Raw genomic sequence first — 16,987 nt, 5'->3', positions numbered from 1 at the left:
CTGTGAGTCGGGCCCGCGCCGTCACCGCTCCGGCGCCGCCCGGCGACAGGGGGCACGGGGGCACGGAGGTAGGGCGGGGCGGGCGGCGGCGAGTGCCGGCCCACCAGGCTGCCGCCGCCCCGGGCGTCCGTGCAAGTGCCGGGCGAACAGGGCGGCGTACGCCCGGTGTTCGACCGCGCCGTGTCCGCAGTTGAACATCCCCGGCGTTCACGACGGCGTCGGGGAGTGCCGGGCGAACTGTGTGACTCTTCGGTGGGCTCACCGCGCATGGCGTGACCCACCCCCACCCCTTCCTTTACGACGGAACCCCCTTGACGACAGAAGGGATGACAGACGTGCCCCTCGAGAAGATCGCGCTCATCACCGGCGCCAACAAGGGCATCGGGCAGGAGACCGCACGGCAGCTGGGCGAGCGGGGAGCCGTCGTCCTGGTCGGCGCCCGGGACGAGGTGCGCGGCAAGCAGGCGAGCACCGCGCTGGCGGAGTGCGGCATCACGGCGGTGCCGCTGCGTATCGACGTGCGCGACGAGGCCTGCGTGGCCGAGGCCGCCGCCCTCATCGAAGAGCGCTACGGCCGCCTGGACATCCTGGTCAACAACGCCGGGATCGCCGGGCGGTTCACCGGCGCGCCCAGCCTGGCGGCCGCGGGCGACCTGCGGGAGGTGTACGAGACCAACGTCTTCGGCGTGGTCACGGTGACCAACGCGATGCTGCCGCTGCTGCGCCGCGCGCCGGCCGGGCGCATCGTCAACATGTCCAGCCACCTGGGATCACTCGCCCTCAACGCCGACCCGGCCTCCCCCATGGCCCACGTCAACATGCTCGCCTACCAGTCCTCCAAGACCGCGCTGAACGCGCTCACCCTCGCCTACGCCAAGGAGCTGCGGGACACGCCGATCAAGGTGAACGCGGCCCACCCCGGCGTGGTGGCCACCGACATCAACGGCCACCGGGGGCAGCGCACGCCCGCCCAGGGCGCCGTGATCGCGGTACGGCTGGCGCTCCTGGACGCGGCGGGGCCCACGGGTGCCTCCCTGTCGGAGGACGGGCCGGTGCCCTGGTAGCAGGTGCGCCGCGGGCGCCGCGGGCTCCGATGAACCTCGTCCTGAGCTCGGGTCATCCTCAAGAGCCGCAGCGGAACGTGTGGCCCGGCGCGTGGAGATCCGGCAGAGACCGGACTCCTGATTCCGGGCCCCTGTTTTTCGGGCCCCTGTTTCCGGGCCCCTGTTTCCGGACCCCGATGCCGGATCCCCGAGTGTGGAGGAGAGCGGGAGCGATGAGCTTCATCAAGGTTTGTCCGGTGGACAAGATCCCGGCCGGCGGCGCGCTCGCGGTGGAGGTCGGGGACGCGCCGGTCGCACTGGTACGCAGGGACGACACCGTGTACGCGGTCAGCGACCTGTGCTCGCACGCCGAGGTCTCCCTCGCCGAGGGGGAGGTCTACGGCACCACCATCGAGTGCTGGCTGCACGGCTCGTGCTTCGACCTGCGCACCGGGCAGCCCGTGAACCCGCCGGCGACCCGGCCGATCGCCACCTACCGGGTGAAGGTCGAGGACGGCTTCGTCCACGTGTCGCCGGACCCCGAGCCGGACCCCGAGCCGGACCCCGCGGACTGAGAACCAGGACCAGGGACTACTGAGAACCAGGGACAGGTGGACATGAACGCAGCGAAGCCGCCGGTGGTCGGGATCACCGCACGCACGGTCCCGGTCACCTTGCAGGGCACCGACATGGTCGTCAGCCTCTCGCTCCAGTCGCACGTGGACTTCCTGGCCGCGGCGGGCTGCGTCCCGGTCGTGCTGCCGGTGCGGCCCGGCGTCGAGCAGCTGCTCGACGGTCTGCAGGGGCTGCTCGTGCCGGGCGGCCCGGACATCGATCCGGCGCTGTACGGGCAGGAGCGCCACCCGCTGACCCGGGTCGCGAGCACGGAGCTGGACCGCGCCGAACTCGCGCTGATCGGCGCGGCGTTGGCGGCCGAGCTGCCGCTGCTGGCCATCTGCCGGGGCATGCAGCTGCTCAACGTGCGCTGCGGGGGCACCCTGCACCAGCATCTGCCGGAGGTCACCGGCACCGACGCCCACCGCCCGCAGGGCGCCGGCTTCGAGTTCGGCCGGCACGTCCTTGACCTTCGATCCGGCAGCCGTATCGCGCGGGTCTACGGCGACGACACCCCCAAGACCGCCTGCCACCACCACCAGGCCGTGGACCGCATCGGCGAGCACCTGGCCGCCACCGCCCGCACGCCGGACGGCGTCGTCGAGGCGGTCGAGGCGGTGGGCCACCCCTTCGCCCTCGGCGTGCAGTGGGAGGCCGGCCAGACCGAGGACGAGCGTCTGCACCGCGCGCTGGCGGACGCCGCCCGGCGCCGGTGAGACACGCGAAAGCATCTCCGGACAGCTCAACGCACTTTCATTCCCGGCACATTCGGCAGTTTCCGTGAGCGTGGGACTGTCACCTTCCGGAAGGACGAAAATGGGAACAGTCGAGGTTCCGGTTCTTATCGTGGGCGGCGGCGGATGCGGTCTTGCCGCCTCCAACTTCCTGTCCGACCACGGTGTGGACCACCTGCTCGTCGAACGGCACGCGGACACCGCGCACGTGCCCAAGGCGCACTACCTCAACCAGCGCACGATGGAGATCTTCCGTCAGCACGGGCTCGACGGGCCGATGGTGGAACAGGGCGCGCCCCTGGAGCTGTTCGGGAAGCTGCGCTGGCTGACCTCGCTGGCCGGCGACGGGCCGATGGACGCGCAGCACCTCCACGAGATCGACGCCTTCGGCGGCGGTTCGCTGCGCGCGCGGTACGCGGCGGCCGGGCCCGTCCTGCCGGTGAAGCTGCCGCAGGTCCGCCTGGAGCCGATCCTGCGCGCCACCGCCGAACAGCGCCGCCCCGGGCGCATCCTGTTCGGCCACGAGATGACCGGCTTCACTGACGAGGGCGACCGGGTGGTCGCCGAGGTCCGCGAGCGGGCCACCGGCGAGACCACCACGGTCACCGCCCGCTACATGATCGGCGCCGACGGCGGCCGCACGGTCGGCGGCGCGTTGGGCGTGGAGATGCGGGGCGTGCCCGCGCTGCTCGACGTGACGACCGCGTACTTCACCGCCGACCTGTCGCAGTGGTGGCAGGAGGGCACCCTGCTCACCCACTTCCTCAACGCCCACGACCCGGACCTGTGCAGCAACCTCATCGAGATGGGGCCCAGCTGGGGCAAGGCCTGCGAGGAGTGGGTGCTGCACTTCCCGCCGATGGACGCCGACCACCTGGACGAGGAGTCGGTGGTGGCCCGGGTCCGTGAACTGCTCGGCCTGCCCGAGCTGGAGCTGGAGCTGCACCACGTGACGAACTGGACGGTGCAGGCGCTGGTCGCCGAGCGCTACCGCAAGGGGCGGGTGCTGCTGGCCGGCGACTCCGCGCACCGCCAGCCGCCCACCGTGGGCCTGGGCCTGAACTCCGGCATCCAGGACGCGCACAACCTGGCGTGGAAGCTGGCCGCGGTCCTGGACGGCCGCGCCGACGACAGCCTCCTTGACACCTACGAGGCGGAGCGGCGCCCGGTGTGCCAGCTGAACGTCGACTGGGCGGTCTCGGCCGCCTCCCACCACCAGGCCGTGCTGGACGCGGTGGGCCTTGGCCCGCACGCCCCCGCGCAGCGCCGTCAGCGGATGTTCGCCTCGTACTTCGACCCCTCCCCCATCGGTGAGGTGGTGCGGGCCCGGACCGCGGAGATCCTGGACACCCACCGGGCCGGCTGCCAGGCGCACGACTTCGAGATCGGCTTCCACTACGAGCAGGGCGCGCTGGTGCCCGACGGCAGCGAGCCGCCCGCGCGGGTGGCGATGCGCGATGTGTACCAGCCCACGACGCGGCCCGGGCACCGCCTTCCGCACGCCTGGCTCGAGCAGGACGGCCGGCGCCTGTCGACCCACGACCTGACCGGCTCCCCGGCCGGGTTCGTCCTGATCACCGGGGCCGAGGGCGGCGCGTGGGCGGAGGCGGCCGCGCAGGTGGCGGAGAAGCTGTCGCTGCCCATCCGGCCGGTCCGGATCGGCGCGGGCGCGGAGTTCACCGACGCCGAGGGCGGCTGGGCGCGGGTGCGCGAGATCGCCCCGGACGGCGCGATCCTGGTGCGGCCCGACAACCATGTGGCGTGGCGCAGCATGGGCGGCGCCGACCAGGCGGCGCAGCTGCTGGCGAACGCGGTCTCCCGCATTCTCGATCAGCGTGTCACCGAGGGTTCCGCTTCCTGAATTCCGCTTCCTGAATTCCCCTTCCTGAATTCCCCTTCCCAAAACGGGATTTGGAACAGGCGGGGCGGAAAGGGCGGCCGCACGAGCCGGACCGGCGGCGGCCGCCCCTCCTTTTTTGCACGGCACCTTTGGCGGCACATCTTTCACGACGGAGGAATACGGTGGCGGTAGACGGAACGGTCCTGGTGCTGGGCGGAACCGGCCGGCAGGGAGGTGCGACGGCCCGCGCTCTGCTGGGCCGGGGACGCCGCGTGCAGGCGCTGGTGCGCGATCCGCAGGCTCCCGCGGCGCGCGCGCTCGCCGAGGCGGGTGCGGTGCTCGTGCGCGGGGACCTGGAGGACACGGCGTCGCTGCGGGCGGCGATGCGGGGCGTCCAGGGCGTTTTCAGCGTCCAGACGTTCCGGGGCCCGGGCGGGGTGGCCGCGGAGGAGCGCCAGGGCAAGGCGGTGGCGGACGCGGCCGCCGAGGCGGGCGTGGCCCACTTCGTGTACAGCTCGGTGGGCGGCGCGGACCGCTGCGAGGTCATCCCGCACTTCCGCAGCAAATGGCACATCGAGCAGCACATCGACAAGCTCGGCCTGCCGGCGACGGTGCTGCGGCCGACCATGTTCTACGACATCCTCCTGGACCTCGGCCCCAAGCCGGCCGGCGGCGAACTGGTCCTGGGCCTGTGGCTGCGCCCCGAGGTCCCGGTCCAGGTGATCGCGACCAGCGACATCGGGGCGTTCGCCGCGGACGCCTTCGGCGATCCGCAGGCGTGGCTGGGCCGGCGGGTCGAGATCGCCAGTGCCGAGCTGACCGGCCCGCAGATCGCCGAGGCGTTCGGGCGGGTGGCGGGCGTCCCGGTCCGCTACGCGCAGCGGTCCTTCGAACCGCTGCGCGCGGCCCGCCCGGACCTGGCCGCGATGTTCGACTGGCTCGACACGGAGGGCTACAGCGCGGACATGGCCGAACTGCGCCGCATCCGCCCCGACGTGGTCGCCCTGGAGGCGTGGCTGGGCGAGAACTGGACGGTTCCGGTGGCCTAGGCAGCACCGTACCGCCCGGGGACCAAGTCCTCGGGCGGTGCCTGGCGTCGGCGGCCTTCAGGTGGTGGTGAAGCCGGCGAGGACGCGGCCCAGGATGTCGGTGTCGATGCGGTGCCAGGAGCCGGGCAGCTGCATGCCCCAGCCGTTGGGCAGGACGGCCGCGGTGGCGCGGGCCGCGTCGCGCAGCCAGTCGCCGGTCGCGTCGCTGTTGACGATCAGGGCCGGTGTCCGCAGGGTCGCCAGGCGGGCGGCGGGCACCTCGAAGTCGCCGAGGATGGTCGTGTCGTAGAGCAGGGTGTGGGCGTTGGCCTCGTTCGTCGCCCACAGGGGCGCCTTGCGCCAGTCGGCGATGGTCTCGGCGCTCAGGCCGAGCAGTTCGCGCAGCCAGTACTCCGCGGTCTCCCCGCGCCGGTCCTGGGCGAGCAGCGCCTTGAGGGTGTCCATGCAGTCGGCGGGCGGCTTGGGGTGGGGGGCGATGCGGAAGTAGGGCTCGTGCAGGGCGAGTTTGGTGATCGGCACGCCGGCCAGGGCCGCTTCGAGGGCAAGGTTCGCGCCGGTGGAACCGGCGAACACGACCGCCTGGCCACCGGCGTCGTCGATGATGGCCGCGAGGTCCTCGATCTCGCGCTCGACGGCGTACTGCGGGGCGTCGCCGCTCTGTCCCCTGCCCCGGCGGTCGTAGACGTGGACGGTGCAGTGCGGCTCCAGCTCCGGGACCAGGGCGTCGAAGATGGTGTGGTCGCGGAACGCGCCGTTCATCAGCACGATCGGCGGGCCGTCGCCGGTGCTGCGACAGGCGATCGTTGTGCCGTCCTGGGAAACGACCTTCCGCATGCCACCACTCTCCTCATGTTGTCACGGGGTGTGTTGTGCGCAGCGGTAATGTCCAGCGCTCCGGTTGACGGCGGGTGGAGGATGAATCGGGTGCACCCGAGCGCCGTCGCGGCAGCCAAGTCGCCCTGGAATAAGGCGGGTTGCGGGAGGGTTGCCCGATCCACTCCCGCTCAACCGAGACTATCGGCAGCCCTTCAAAACTGATGCGACACCGTATCCACGAAGGAGCAGGTCGTATGGCGGACAACGGAATGGCTCGGTCGGGCACGGCTCCGCATGTCGTCGTCGTCGGGGGCGGCGTCGCGGGCCTGGCGGCGGCGTTCTTCCTGCGCGAGGAGCCGGTGCGGGTGACCGTCCTGGAGGGCGCCGGGCGGCTGGGCGGGCAGCTGGCCGTCTCGGAGCTGGCGGGCGTCGTCATCGACGAGGGCGCGGAGTCGACGTACGCCCGGCGTCCCAAGACCGCCCGGCTGCTCAAGGCCGCCGGCCTGGAGGAGCGCGTCGTGGCGGCGGGCACCAAGTCGATGGCGGTGTGGAGCGGGGGCCGGCTGCGGCCGCCGCTGGAGCGTCAGTTCATGGGCGTGCCCTGCGACCTGGACGAGCTCGCCAAGTCCGGCATCCTCTCCGAGGAGGGCGTGGCCCGCGCCCGCGAGGACCTGACGCTGCCGCGGGCCGGGCGGGAGGAGGACCGGTCGGTGGCGGACGTCGTCGGCGGGCGCCTGGGCCGCGAGGTCGTGGAGCGCCTGGTGGACCCGTTCCTGTCGGACGCCTACTTCGGGCGCGCCGACGAGCTGTCCTTCGAGGCCACCCTCACCCCGCTGGTGAGCGCCTCCCGGCGGCGCGCCTCGCTGGCACAAGCGGCGGGCGCGCTGCTGCCGGAGCCGCTGCCGCCGGGGCAGGAGCCCACCACCGGCATCTCCACCCTGACCGGCGGGCTCGGCTCGCTGCCGCAGGTCCTCGCGGACGGCCTGCTCGCCGCCTCGCCCGGCTCGGCCGTGCGCACCGGGAGCAGGGTGCGCGGGCTCGAACGCCGCGAGGACGGCTGGCGGGTGAGCGTGCACGGCGCCGCCGGGGACGAGCACCTCGACGCGGACGCCGTCATCGTCGCCGTGCCCGCGGCGCAGGCCGGCCCGCTGCTCGCCGGCCTTCCCGGGACCGGCCGGGCCACCACCGCGCTCGCCGAGATCCCCCACGCCGGTTCCGTCATCGTCACGCTCGCCTTTCCCCGTAGGGCACTTGATGCGGTACGCGGCCTGGGGCACAGCGGCTACCGGGTGCCGGCGGTGGACGGGCGGGCGATGAAGGTGGTCACGTTCTCCACCATGAAGTGGCCGCACCTGGCGGGCGAGGTGGACATCGTGCGCTGCCAGGGCGGCGGCAGCGGCGGCGAGGACCTGCTGGCCCGCGACGAGGCCGACCTCGTCGCGCTCGCCGCCGCCGAACTCGCCGAGGTCACCGGGGTGAGCGGCACGCCGCTGGCCTCCCGGGTGAGCCGGTGGGAGAGGGCGGTGCCGCAGTACACGGTGGGGCATCTGGAGCGGGTGGCGCGCATCCGGGCCGGGGTCGCCGCCCAGCCCGGCCTCGCGGTGTGCGGCGCCGCCTACGACGGGGTCGGGGTCGGCCAGTGCGTGGCCGGCGCCCTCAAAGCCGCCGAGGAGGTGCTCGGCGAGCTGCGCACCACCACCTTGGCCGGCCCCGCGTGACCGGGAGAGAGGTCCACGATGGCGAGGGAAGGGAGGCCGGCGTGTCCGGGGAGAGCGTGAGCGCCGTCGACTTCTGGTTCGACCCGCAGTGCCCGTGGGCGTGGATCGCCTCGCGGTGGATCAACGAGGTGCAGGAGCTGCGGCCGATCAGTGTCCGCTGGCACGTGATGAGCCTGGCCGTCCTGAACGAGGGGCGCGACGTGCCGCACAAGTACCGGGTGGGGCTGGGCTTCGGGCCGGTGCGGGTGTGTATCGCCGCCGAGCAGAAGTACGGGCCCCAGGTGCTGGGCCGCCTCTACACCGAACTGGGCCTGCGCTACCACCACGAGAAGGCGCCCAAGGACCGGGCCACCCTGGAGGCGGCGCTGGGAGCGGCCGGGCTGGATGCGGAGCTGGCCGCGGCGATGGACTCGACCGAGTACGACACGGCGCTGCGCGCCTCGCACCACGCCGGCATGGACCGGGTCGGCTACGACGTGGGCACCCCGGTGATCGCCGTGGACGGCAACGCGTTCTTCGGTCCTGTGGTGACCCCGGTGCCGCGCGGCGAGGCCGCGGCCAGGCTGTGGGACGGGGTGCTGCTGGTCACCGCGACGGACGGGTTCTTCGAACTCAAGCGCACGCGGGACCGCAAGCCGGACTTCGGCTGACGCGTTCCGCGGGCCGCGTTCCCCGGGCCGCCTGCCGCCTGCCTGCCGTCTGCCTTCCGTCTGCCGCCATCCGTCTGCCGCCACACGGATGGCGCCGATCCCTGCCCCCAGGGGCCCCGCCCCGGTCAGGATGTGACCCAGCACGGTCACTCACTTCGACAGGAGCAGATGATGAAGTTCCGAACCTACGTCGAGCCTCCCGAGCCCATGCGGGGCCTGGAAGTTCCTCCGGAGGTCGTGGAGAAGCTCGACGGAGGCAAACGGCCGGCCGTGACCATCACCATCAACGGGCACTCCTGGAACAGCCGGCTGGCCATCATGCGCGGCCGCCACCTGATCGGCTTCAGCAAGGCCAACCGGGAGGCGGCCGGGGTCGAGACCGGCGAGGAGGTCGAGGTCGACCTCGCCCTGGACACCGAGCCCCGCGTCCTGGTCGAGCCGGAGGACTTCACCCAGGCGCTGGACGCCGATGCGATCGCCCGCAAGGTGTACGACCGGCTGTCACCCAGCCGCAAGCGGGCACACGTGCACGCCATCGAGAGCGCGAAGAAGCCCGAGACGCGCCGGCGGCGCATCGAGAAGGCGGTGGCGACGCTGCGCGACGAGGCGTTCGCCTAGCCCCCGGACCGCCCGCCCGCGCACCGAAGGGCACGCGGGCGGGGGGTTACTTGGGGTCGCGGTTGAACTGGGCGGTGGACCAGCAGTAGCCCAGCACGGTCAGGGCCAGGCACCAGCCCAGCGCGAGCCAGCCGTTGTTGCCGATCGAGGTGCCCAGGAGCAGGCCGCGCAGGGTCTCGATGGCGGGTGTGAAGGGCTGGTACTCGGCGATCGGCTGGAACCAGCCCGGCATCGAGTGCAGCGGGACGAAGGCGCTGGAGATGAGCGGCAGCAGGATCAGCGGCATGGCGTTGTTGCCGGCCGCCTCCGCGTTGGGGCTGCCCAGGCCCATGCCGACCGCGATCCAGGTGAAGGCCAGCGCGACCAGGGCGAGCAGGCCGAAGGCCGCGAGCCATTCCCGGACGGTGGCGTCGGTGGAGCGAAAACCCATCGCCACGGCGACGGCGCCGACCAGGACGACGCTGATGAGGATCTGCAGGACGCTGCCGACGACATGGCCGAAGAGGATGGAGCCGCGGTGGATGGCCATGGTGCGGAAGCGGGCGATGATGCCCTCGTTCATGTCGGTGGAGATGGAGACGGCGGTGCCGATGACGGTGGAGCCGATGGTCATCAGCAGGATGCCGGGCACGATGTAGGCGGTGTAGGCGGAGCGGCCCGCGCCGGCGCTCATGGTGTCGCCGAAGATGTAGACGAACAGCAGCAACAGCATGACCGGGGTCATCAGCAGGTTGAGGGTGAGCGAGGGGTAGCGGCGGGCGTGCAGGAGGTTGCGGCGCAGCATCGTGGAGGAGTCGCGCACGGCGAGGGAGAGGGAGCTCATCGGACGGTCTCCTTGGCGGGGGCGGGCCGGGGGGTGGTGTGGGCGGTGAGGGCGAAGAAGACGTCGTCCAGGTCGGGGGTGTGCACGGTCAGTTCGTCGGCCTCGACGCCGGCCAGGTCGAGGCGGTCAAGCAGGGCGCGCAGGGCGCGCTGGCTGCCGTCGCTGGGGAGTTGGAGGGTGAGGGCCTCCTCGTCGCTGACGGCCTCGGACAGGGACGCGGCGGCGGCGCGGTGGGCGGCCGGGTCGGTGAAGCGCAGGCGCACGTGCCCGCCGGGGACGAGGCGCTTCAGCTCCTGGGCGGTGCCCTCGGCGGCGATCTTCCCGTCGTCGAGTACGGCGATGCGGTCGGCGAGTTCGTCGGCCTCTTCCAGGTACTGGGTGGTGAGGAAGACGCTCACCCCGCCGGTGACCAGTTCGCGGATGATGCCCCACATGGTGTGGCGGGAGCGGGGGTCCAGGCCGGTGGTGGGTTCGTCGAGGAAGATGATCCGGGGGCTGCCGACCAGGGTCATGGCGATGTCCAGGCGGCGTTTCATGCCGCCGGAGTAGGTGGCGGCGGGTTTCTTCGCGGCCGCCACGAGGTCGAAGCGTTCCAGGAGTTCGGCGGCCACCCACCGTCCCTCGCGCCGGGGCAGATGGTGCAGGTCCGCCATGAGGAGCATGTTCTCCTCGCCGGTGATCAGGCCGTCGACGGCGGAGAACTGGCCGGTGACGCCGATCGAGGCGCGGGCGGCCTGGGCCTGGTGGGCGAGGTCGTGGCCGGCGACGTACAGCTCACCGGCGTCGGCGCGGACGAGCGTGGAGAGGATTTTGACGGCGGTGGTCTTGCCGGCGCCGTTGGGGCCCAGCAGGGCGAAGACCGTTCCTTCCGGGACGCTCAGGTCGATGCCGTCCAGGACGGTCTTGTCGCCGTAGGACTTGCGCAGCCCGTGTGCCGCGATGGCCAAGCCGGTCATGAGGTGAGCTCCTTCGTGTCGGGGGCCGCGGAGGGAGAAGAGGGGAAGCCAGAAGGGGGGAAGGGGGCCCGGGGTCAGAGACTGCGGGCGGTGATGTCGCCCTGGGCGACGGTGGCCTTGATGGTCAGGGCGGGCGCGCCGCCGGTGTTGTACAGCGCGTTGTCGATGCGGCCGTAGGAGGTGCCGGCGTCCATGGCGGCGCTGACTCCGCGGGCGGCGGTGACGGTGATGTCGCCCTGCTCGGTGCTCAGTGCGAGCGCGCCGCGCACGGCCTCGGCGATGTGCACGTCGCCGCGCAGGGTGCGGATCTCGCCGCCGTCGTTCAGGCGGCCGACCCAGATGTCCGCGTCGAGGCCGGTCAGGCGGGCGCTGGTGGCCTCGTCCAGCTTGACCGAGCCGTGGCCGCCGTCGAAGGCGACCTCGCCCAGGCGTCCCACGCCGCGGAACTCGGCGGCGGAGGACGTGGCCCGGACGCCGGATCCCGCGGGCAGCTGGACGGTGACCTCGACGGAACCGGTGCTGCCCAGGAGGCGGTTCTTGGCCTCGGGGGCCTGGATGCGCAGGACGCCGTCGGCGTAGGCGACGTGGGTCTGCTCGGCCGCCTGCACGTCGCGGCCGCGGGTGGGGTCGGCGGGCCGGATCTCGACGGTGGTGTCGGTGCGGTCGGCGGCGATGAACTGGATGCGGCCCGCGGGGATGTCCAGGACGGTGCGGACGGCGGCGGGGGTGTCGAACTTCTGCATCGTGTGCTCCTTGGTCCGGTGTCGCGTGCCCCGTGCGGCCCGCGCTTTCCGATGACAGAAACGCTACGTTGCATTCACTGATCTGACAACGAACTTGTTGCGTTGCAACCCCATAATTGCAGGTGGATGCGGGGAAGTTGAAGCAATGGGCTCACGCTTAACGCAACAACCCCCACCCCATTGCATTGCAATGAGATGGGCGTGAACGCTATAGTCGGCGGCGTTCGCCGACCACCGCGGGCCCGACACCGGCCCCGGCCACGAAGGAGACCGCCGATGCCGGGAGGCAGACTCACCCAGCAGGAACGCCGCCAGATCGCCCTGGGGCTTGCCGACAACCTCGCCTACGCCGAGATCGCCCGGCGCCTGGAGCGGCCGACCTCGACGATCACCCGCGAGGTGACGCGCAACGGCGGCCCGGCCGGCTACCGCGCCGACGTCGCCCACCGCGCCACCGAGCACCGTGCCCACCGCCGCACACGGAGCGCGCCCCGCACCCCGCGCACACCCCCGCAGCCGCACGGGCGCGACGCCGGTGAAGTACGCGCCTACGAGGAGGTGTTCACCACCGTCATGATCGGCTCGGGCATGCCCACGATGATGTCCCGGGTGGTGGCCGCCCTCGTCCTCACCGACTCCGGCAGCCTCACCGCGGCCGAGCTCGTCCAGCACCTCCAGGTCAGCCCGGCCGCCGTCTCCAAGGCGATCGCCTTCCTGGAGAGCCAGGGCTTCGTGCGCCGGGAGCGCGGCGAGGGCCGGCGCGAGCGCTACGTCGTCGACGACGACGTCTACTACCAGTCCATGATGGCCACCGCCCGCGCCACCGCCCAGGTCGTGGCCACCGCACGCCAGGGTGTCCCCGTCCTGCGCCCCGGCACGCCCGCCGCCACCCGCCTGGAGAACATCGCCCGGTTCCTGGACTTCGTCTCCGAAAGCACCGCCCGCGCCGCCGAACAGGCCCGCGACATCCTCCACGCCGGACCCGCCCCCGCCGCCCAGACCGGTGCCGGTGAGGTTTGAGGGTACGAAGACTGGTCAGGCGCACCCGAGTTGCAGAGGAAACACGCCGAACAGGAACGTGCCCTGCACACGGGCACCGGCACGCTGATCCTGACGGGTTTCCTCGTGCTGTCCGTCGGCGCCGCGGCCCTCCACAGCCGGCTGGGCTGACACTTCCATCCGTGCACATGACGCACACGGCGCCCACGGCGCACATGACACGCATGACGCGCTCCGGTGCCGGGGCGGCCCTAGCGTTGCTGTCATGTGCTGGAGTGCCACCGCCGATCTCGCGGCGGGAACGGGCATCGCGGCGGTGGGCCTCGTCTCGGTGAGCCTGGCGGCGCACCGCCCCCGCGACCTGCCGCTGGCCGCGCTGCCGCTGCTGCTGGGCGCCCACCAGATCGTCGAGGCCGCAATCTGGCGGCACCGGCCCCGCCACCCTGGCCTGGGCCGTCATCGCACTGCCGGTGCTGGCACTGTGGGTGCCGGTGGCCGTCTGGTGCGCGGCGGCGCCCACGGCCCGGCGCCGCCTGCTCGTCCCACTGGCGGCGGGGACGGCGACGGCGGCGGCCCTCGCGTACGCGCTGGCGACGCGCCCGGTCGGCGCCGAGATCCGCGGGCACACCGTCGGCTACTCGCTGGGACTGCCGCAGGCCGGGCTGCTGGTGGCCGGCTACCTGCTGGCCACCGTCGGCTCCCTGCTCCTGTCCGGCGAGCGGGCCCTGGTCCTGTTCGGCGTGCTGGTCGCGGCGGGCGCGGCGGTGTGCTTCGTGCTGTGGCGCAGCGAGTACGTCTCCACGTGGTGCGCGTTCGCCGCGCTGTGTTCACTGCTGCTGACACGGTGGGCCGCCCGGCGCCGGCCGACCCATGCCGCCACCGCCTGAGGGCCTGAGGGCCTGTCAGCGGTAGTCCTGGGCCAGGAGGCCGAGTACCACCTCGTCCGCGAAGCGGCCCATCACCCAGGCCGAGGAGCGCAGCACGCCCTCGCGCACGAAGCCGTTGCGCTCGGCGCAGCGCAGCATCGCGGTGTTGTCCGCGAGCGTCTCGATCTGCAGCCGCTGCAGGCCGCGTACGACGAAGGCGTAGTGGCACAGCACCGCGACCGCGTCGCCGCCCCGGCCCTGGCCGCGGGCGGCCGGCAGCAGGGCCAGGCCCAGGTGCGCGGTGCGGTTGTGGGTGTCGATGTGCCACAGGCCCGCGGCGCCCAGCAGCGTGCCGCCCTCCCGCTCCACCACGGAGAAGGCGGCGTGGCGCTGCTCGGTGTCGTCCACCGCGAAGTGCGTGTCCCCGGAGCCGGGGACGATCGGCCGCCACGGGCGGGCATCAGCGCGCGCGTGGGTGGCGACGTCGTCGTAGAGACCGGCCTGCAGCAGGGGGATGTCCTGCGGGTGCCGGGCCCGGAGTGCGACCGTGCGGCCCTGGAGCATGCGAGCTTCCTACCCGGCCGGACCGGGCGGCGGCAACCCGATAACGGGCTGCGGGCGCCGCGGGCGGGGGGGGGCTGGTCCGTTGGGAGGTAGAGCACCGGCCGTGCGCGTGGCGGCCGGCCGTGCGGGCGGCGGCTCTTCCTACGATGCGCGCCATGGACACCCTGATCTTCGCCGGGCTCCTCGCCGGGCTGGCCGCCCTGTACCGGGAGCGGTCCCCCGCGGTGGTGCTCGGGGTGTGGTGGGTGGTCCTGGCCGCCACCGCGGTGCTGCTCGCGCACCACATCACCAGCGGCCTCTCGCTCGGGCTGACCTACTGATGGCCACCGCGCGGCAGGCGGAAGGGGCCCGCCGGGGCTGCGGGCCGCCGTGGCTGGGGCAGGCGCAGTTCTGGTTCGCGTGTCTGTTCGCGGCCGGCTGGACGGGCGTGGTCTGCGGCGGCCTGGCCGTGCAGTTCGGCTCCTGGGAGTACCCCTGCCCCCTGTGCATGGTGCAGCGGATGTTCATGCTGCTGGCCGCCCTGGGCGCGCTGCACGTCGTCCGCGCGGGCATGCGCGGAACGATCGGCGGCCGTGACTACATGACGGGCTGGGGCCTTGCCCTGGTGGCCTGCATGGCCGGCGCCTTCACCTCCTGGCGGCAGACGATGCTGCACATCCTGCCGGGCGATGCGGGGTACGGCGCTCCGGTGCTGGGCCTGCACCTGTACGTGTGGGCGTGGATCCTGTTCATGGCGGCGGTGGCGGCCATCGGCATCCTTTTGGCCTTCGCGCCCTGGACGGCCGCGCCCGGCCTGCCCGCCCCGGTGTGCCGGCGCGCGGGACAGCTGGTGTTCGCCTTCGTGGCGCTGGTGACGGCGGTGAACCTGGTCGCGGTGTTCCTGCTGGAGGGCTTCCACTGGTTCCTGCCCGACGACCCCGGCCGCTACCAGTTCTTCTACGATCTCAAGATCCTGAAGAAGTAGCCCCCTGGGGCCTGTGTCGGGAAGTCCCGTCGTCCGCCCGGAGGGCGGGCCCCGCGGCGTCCGGTGCGCCGTCCGGCGTGGGGTCGTCGACGATGCGTGCCAGGGCGGTCATGACACCGCGGAGCGGGCGGGATACGGTCGCCGAAGTGGGTGAGGAGCAGGCGTGCCGGGAGGAACCGGGCGCGCCGGGGCCGGTGGCGCGGCCCGCTGCTCCTTGGCCGATCGGCAAAGGAGGCCGGAGCAGGTGCGGCCAGGGGAGAGAGTTTGACCAGCATTCCGACCGCGTCCTCGTCACCGGAGGACCGGACCTCCTCACCCGAACGGACTTCCTCATCCGACCGGCTCTCGCCGCCCGGTCCGCGCTCCTCGCCCGAGCAGATCTCCTCGCTCCAGCTGGAGGCGGAGCAGCTGCGCGCCACCGCCGGGCGGCTGCGCGAGCAGGTGGCCGAGCTGGAGGTGCGGGCGCGGGCGCGGCCCCGGATCGCGCTGGCCGAGGGCATCCTGGTCGAGCGCTACCGGCTGGCCCACGCCCAGGAGGCGTTCGTGCTGCTGCGCCGGGCCTCGCAGCACGCCAACATCAAGCTGCACCAGCTGGCCGCCGCGGTGGTGCGCACCCCCGGCCCCGCGCCGGGCGCCGAGAGGTGGCTGCCCGAGCGGGCCCCGCACGCCCTGCCCAGCCTGGCCGCGCTGGAGGCCGGCACGCTGGACGTGCGCAACCAGGGCGAGGTGCTCGGCGCCGCGCTGCACCGCGTGCTGAGCGTCACCGGCACGGACATGGGCAACGTGCAGCTGCTCGAGGACGACGTGCTGCGCATGGCCAAACACGCGGGGCACCCCCGGCACTTCACCGACTACTTCGCCTTCGTCGACGGCAACACCTCCTGCTCCCGGGCCGCCGAGGCCGGCAGCCAGGTCACCGTCAAGGAGGTGGCCTCCTCGGCCGGGTTCGACGACGAGACGCGCCGGGTGATCCTCACCTCCGGCAGCCGCGCCTGCCACAGCATCCCGCTCGTCGACGAACACCGGACCGTGCACGGCGTCATCTCCTCCCACCACGCCCGGCCCCTGATCGGCTTCACCCAGGCCCAGCTGCGCGAACTGCACGCCGCCGGCCGCACCATGGGCGAGTGGATCAGGTGGCACCAGGAGACCGTTCTCCTGGACGCCCTGGAGGACCTGCACCAACTCGCCCTGGCCGGGCAGGCCTAGGGCCTGTGTCGGAAGTCCCGCCTGCCCCGCGGCGCCCGGCACGCGCCCTAGGAGGCGGGGCGTGTGGCGCAACGGCGCTGGTTCCGCTTCCCGCCGGGCACCGACCCGCTGTGGCAGGCCTACTGGGGCGGCGGTCACCACCGCGAGGGCCCGGTGGTGCGTGCGGTCGTGGAGTGCCGGCAGGCCGTGCTGTGGAACGGCACCGTGGGCATGACCCTTTTGGACCACCCGCCCTCCCCCGGCCTTGCGGTGGTGCCGCTGAGCGACATGCCGCCCAGCCCGCTGGTGGCCGCGTGGGGTGCGGGCAACACCGATGTGCTGGTCCGCTCGTTCGTGCGGGTCGCGGCCGGCGTCCACGGCGGCGGGTAGCGGTGCGGGGGCGGTCCCGCGGTGCGCCCGGGGGGGGGACTTGGCGGGGTACGGCGGGGCCGGGCGCGGGGCTGGGTAGGCTCTGCGGTCATGGGGACCAGCCGTCGTAGTCAGGCCGAGCGGGACGCGATGACCGTGGAGATCGGTTACGCGCTGCTCAGCGCCTGCTTCCTGGGCGCCGTCGTGTTCGGGGCGATCGCCGGTCCGGCCGCCGTCTGGCAGCTCCCCTCCGGCGCCGAAAGGGTGCTGGTGGTCGCGGGTGCCTGGGCCGGCACCGTGCTCGGGGTGCTGCGGGTGGTGCACGTGCTGTGGCGGTACGTCGGGACCTCCCGCCCCACGGACTGACCCCGCCCCCGCTCCTTCTTCCCCCCCGCCGCCCCCTCTCCCCTCTCCCCTCTCCCGGTCTGCGTC

At 73.0% G+C, this 16,987-nt stretch carries 18 protein-coding genes and 2 pseudogenes; 15 read left to right on the top strand and 5 right to left on the bottom strand.

The annotated features are described in order from the left end of the window. Positions 1 to 326: 326 nt before the first annotated feature. The 5 genes from NOO62_RS38775 to NOO62_RS38755 all read left to right on the top strand — a co-directional run bounded on the left by NOO62_RS38775 (position 327) and on the right by NOO62_RS38755 (position 5,281). Positions 327 to 1,064: an SDR family oxidoreductase gene (locus tag NOO62_RS38775; protein ID WP_268768850.1), complete on the top strand. Its 738-nt coding sequence runs from the start codon at positions 327 to 329 to the stop codon at positions 1,062 to 1,064. A 212-nt stretch (positions 1,065 to 1,276) separates the two neighbouring features. After that, positions 1,277 to 1,618: a non-heme iron oxygenase ferredoxin subunit gene (locus tag NOO62_RS38770; RefSeq protein WP_268768851.1), complete on the top strand. Its 342-nt coding sequence runs from the start codon at positions 1,277 to 1,279 to the stop codon at positions 1,616 to 1,618. Between the two features lie 42 nt (positions 1,619 to 1,660). Next, positions 1,661 to 2,374 carry a gamma-glutamyl-gamma-aminobutyrate hydrolase family protein gene (locus NOO62_RS38765; protein WP_268768852.1) on the top strand — a complete coding sequence of 238 codons (714 nt, stop codon included), beginning with the start codon at positions 1,661 to 1,663 and terminating at the stop codon, positions 2,372 to 2,374. Between the two features lie 100 nt (positions 2,375 to 2,474). Next, positions 2,475 to 4,253: an FAD-dependent monooxygenase gene (locus NOO62_RS38760; RefSeq protein WP_268768853.1), complete on the top strand. Its 1,779-nt coding sequence runs from the start codon at positions 2,475 to 2,477 to the stop codon at positions 4,251 to 4,253. Between the two features lie 161 nt (positions 4,254 to 4,414). Beyond that, entirely contained in the window at positions 4,415 to 5,281 is an 867-nt protein-coding gene (locus NOO62_RS38755) for an NmrA/HSCARG family protein (RefSeq protein WP_268768854.1), read from the top strand. 57 nt (positions 5,282 to 5,338) lie between these two features. Here the strand turns inward: NOO62_RS38755 and NOO62_RS38750 are convergent, their stop codons facing one another. Next, positions 5,339 to 6,115 (bottom strand): alpha/beta fold hydrolase, encoded by a 777-nt coding sequence (locus NOO62_RS38750; RefSeq protein WP_268768855.1) that lies wholly within the window; start codon positions 6,113 to 6,115, stop codon positions 5,339 to 5,341. 236 nt (positions 6,116 to 6,351) lie between these two features. Between NOO62_RS38750 and hemG the strand changes: the two genes are divergently transcribed. From hemG to NOO62_RS38735, 3 genes are all read left to right on the top strand, one after another. Further along, entirely contained in the window at positions 6,352 to 7,815 is a 1,464-nt protein-coding gene (hemG, locus tag NOO62_RS38745) for a protoporphyrinogen oxidase (protein WP_268768856.1), read from the top strand. Between the two features lie 41 nt (positions 7,816 to 7,856). Continuing rightward, positions 7,857 to 8,465 (top strand): DsbA family protein, encoded by a 609-nt coding sequence (locus NOO62_RS38740; protein WP_268768857.1) that lies wholly within the window; start codon positions 7,857 to 7,859, stop codon positions 8,463 to 8,465. 171 nt (positions 8,466 to 8,636) lie between these two features. Further along, the gene (locus NOO62_RS38735) at positions 8,637 to 9,083 is read left to right on the top strand and encodes a YdeI/OmpD-associated family protein (protein WP_268768858.1); all 447 of its coding nucleotides are present in this window, start codon (positions 8,637 to 8,639) and stop codon (positions 9,081 to 9,083) included. 46 nt (positions 9,084 to 9,129) lie between these two features. Here the strand turns inward: NOO62_RS38735 and NOO62_RS38730 are convergent, their stop codons facing one another. From NOO62_RS38730 to NOO62_RS38720, 3 genes are all read right to left on the bottom strand, one after another. Beyond that, on the bottom strand, positions 9,130 to 9,906 hold the full coding sequence (locus NOO62_RS38730; RefSeq protein WP_268768860.1) for an ABC transporter permease: 777 nt from the start codon (positions 9,904 to 9,906) through the stop codon (positions 9,130 to 9,132). After that, positions 9,903 to 10,862 (bottom strand): ATP-binding cassette domain-containing protein, encoded by a 960-nt coding sequence (locus tag NOO62_RS38725; protein ID WP_268768861.1) that lies wholly within the window; start codon positions 10,860 to 10,862, stop codon positions 9,903 to 9,905. The genes NOO62_RS38730 and NOO62_RS38725 overlap by 4 nt, the downstream gene beginning before the upstream one ends. Positions 10,863 to 10,936: 74 nt before the next feature. Beyond that, on the bottom strand, positions 10,937 to 11,605 hold the full coding sequence (locus NOO62_RS38720; RefSeq protein ID WP_268768862.1) for a DUF4097 family beta strand repeat-containing protein: 669 nt from the start codon (positions 11,603 to 11,605) through the stop codon (positions 10,937 to 10,939). Positions 11,606 to 11,881: 276 nt separating this feature from the next. Here NOO62_RS38720 and NOO62_RS39385 point away from each other — a divergent pair, with 276 nt between their 5' ends. Together NOO62_RS39385 and NOO62_RS38705 are read left to right on the top strand one after the other, a co-directional pair. Continuing rightward, positions 11,882 to 12,625, top strand: coding sequence for a helix-turn-helix domain-containing protein (locus NOO62_RS39385; protein WP_414930746.1), 744 nt, complete (start codon positions 11,882 to 11,884; stop codon positions 12,623 to 12,625). Positions 12,626 to 12,869: 244 nt separating this feature from the next. Next, a pseudogene (locus tag NOO62_RS38705) lies at positions 12,870 to 13,491 on the top strand (DUF6629 family protein). A gap of 15 nt (positions 13,492 to 13,506) precedes the next feature. Here the strand turns inward: NOO62_RS38705 and NOO62_RS38700 are convergent. After that, on the bottom strand, positions 13,507 to 14,034 hold the full coding sequence (locus tag NOO62_RS38700) for a GNAT family N-acetyltransferase (protein WP_268768863.1): 528 nt from the start codon (positions 14,032 to 14,034) through the stop codon (positions 13,507 to 13,509). 155 nt (positions 14,035 to 14,189) lie between these two features. Here NOO62_RS38700 and NOO62_RS38695 point away from each other — a divergent pair, with 155 nt between their 5' ends. The 5 genes and pseudogenes from NOO62_RS38695 to NOO62_RS38675 all read left to right on the top strand — a co-directional run bounded on the left by NOO62_RS38695 (position 14,190) and on the right by NOO62_RS38675 (position 16,921). Next, on the top strand, positions 14,190 to 14,354 hold the full coding sequence (locus tag NOO62_RS38695) for a DUF5993 family protein (RefSeq protein WP_268768864.1): 165 nt from the start codon (positions 14,190 to 14,192) through the stop codon (positions 14,352 to 14,354). Further along, complete coding sequence (locus NOO62_RS38690) at positions 14,354 to 14,998, top strand: disulfide bond formation protein B (RefSeq protein ID WP_268768865.1); 645 nt, start codon at positions 14,354 to 14,356, stop codon at positions 14,996 to 14,998. The genes NOO62_RS38695 and NOO62_RS38690 overlap by 1 nt, the downstream gene beginning before the upstream one ends. Before the next feature lie 264 nt (positions 14,999 to 15,262). Beyond that, on the top strand, positions 15,263 to 16,207 hold the full coding sequence (locus tag NOO62_RS38685; RefSeq protein WP_268768866.1) for an ANTAR domain-containing protein: 945 nt from the start codon (positions 15,263 to 15,265) through the stop codon (positions 16,205 to 16,207). 63 nt (positions 16,208 to 16,270) lie between these two features. Continuing rightward, positions 16,271 to 16,576, top strand: a pseudogene (locus NOO62_RS38680) (LysR family transcriptional regulator); the annotation flags it as partial. A 90-nt stretch (positions 16,577 to 16,666) separates the two neighbouring features. Beyond that, positions 16,667 to 16,921 carry a DUF6332 family protein gene (locus NOO62_RS38675; protein WP_268768867.1) on the top strand — a complete coding sequence of 85 codons (255 nt, stop codon included), beginning with the start codon at positions 16,667 to 16,669 and terminating at the stop codon, positions 16,919 to 16,921. Positions 16,922 to 16,987: the final 66 nt, after the last annotated feature.

It is taken from the genome of Streptomyces sp. Je 1-369 (assembly GCF_026810505.1).
Lineage (GTDB): Bacteria > Actinomycetota > Actinomycetes > Streptomycetales > Streptomycetaceae > Streptomyces.
This window is presented reverse-complemented; position numbering and strand designations above follow the sequence as displayed.

Bases quoted from the DNA above. Each gene is read 5' to 3' on its own strand.
- NOO62_RS38775 (WP_268768850.1), top strand. From the start codon at position 327: ATGACAGACGTGCCCCTCGAGAAGATCGCGCTCATCACCGGCGCCAAC.
- NOO62_RS38770 (WP_268768851.1), top strand. From the start codon at position 1,277: ATGAGCTTCATCAAGGTTTGTCCGGTGGACAAGATCCCGGCCGGCGGC.
- NOO62_RS38765 (WP_268768852.1), top strand. From the start codon at position 1,661: ATGAACGCAGCGAAGCCGCCGGTGGTCGGGATCACCGCACGCACGGTC.
- NOO62_RS38760 (WP_268768853.1), top strand. From the start codon at position 2,475: ATGGGAACAGTCGAGGTTCCGGTTCTTATCGTGGGCGGCGGCGGATGC.
- NOO62_RS38750 (WP_268768855.1), bottom strand. From the start codon at position 6,115: ATGCGGAAGGTCGTTTCCCAGGACGGCACAACGATCGCCTGTCGCAGC.
- hemG (WP_268768856.1), top strand. From the start codon at position 6,352: ATGGCGGACAACGGAATGGCTCGGTCGGGCACGGCTCCGCATGTCGTC.
- NOO62_RS38735 (WP_268768858.1), top strand. From the start codon at position 8,637: ATGAAGTTCCGAACCTACGTCGAGCCTCCCGAGCCCATGCGGGGCCTG.
- NOO62_RS38730 (WP_268768860.1), bottom strand. From the start codon at position 9,906: ATGAGCTCCCTCTCCCTCGCCGTGCGCGACTCCTCCACGATGCTGCGC.
- NOO62_RS38725 (WP_268768861.1), bottom strand. From the start codon at position 10,862: ATGACCGGCTTGGCCATCGCGGCACACGGGCTGCGCAAGTCCTACGGC.
- NOO62_RS38720 (WP_268768862.1), bottom strand. From the start codon at position 11,605: ATGCAGAAGTTCGACACCCCCGCCGCCGTCCGCACCGTCCTGGACATC.
- NOO62_RS39385 (WP_414930746.1), top strand. From the start codon at position 11,882: ATGCCGGGAGGCAGACTCACCCAGCAGGAACGCCGCCAGATCGCCCTG.
- NOO62_RS38700 (WP_268768863.1), bottom strand. From the start codon at position 14,034: ATGCTCCAGGGCCGCACGGTCGCACTCCGGGCCCGGCACCCGCAGGAC.
- NOO62_RS38695 (WP_268768864.1), top strand. From the start codon at position 14,190: ATGGACACCCTGATCTTCGCCGGGCTCCTCGCCGGGCTGGCCGCCCTG.
- NOO62_RS38690 (WP_268768865.1), top strand. From the start codon at position 14,354: ATGGCCACCGCGCGGCAGGCGGAAGGGGCCCGCCGGGGCTGCGGGCCG.
- NOO62_RS38675 (WP_268768867.1), top strand. From the start codon at position 16,667: ATGGGGACCAGCCGTCGTAGTCAGGCCGAGCGGGACGCGATGACCGTG.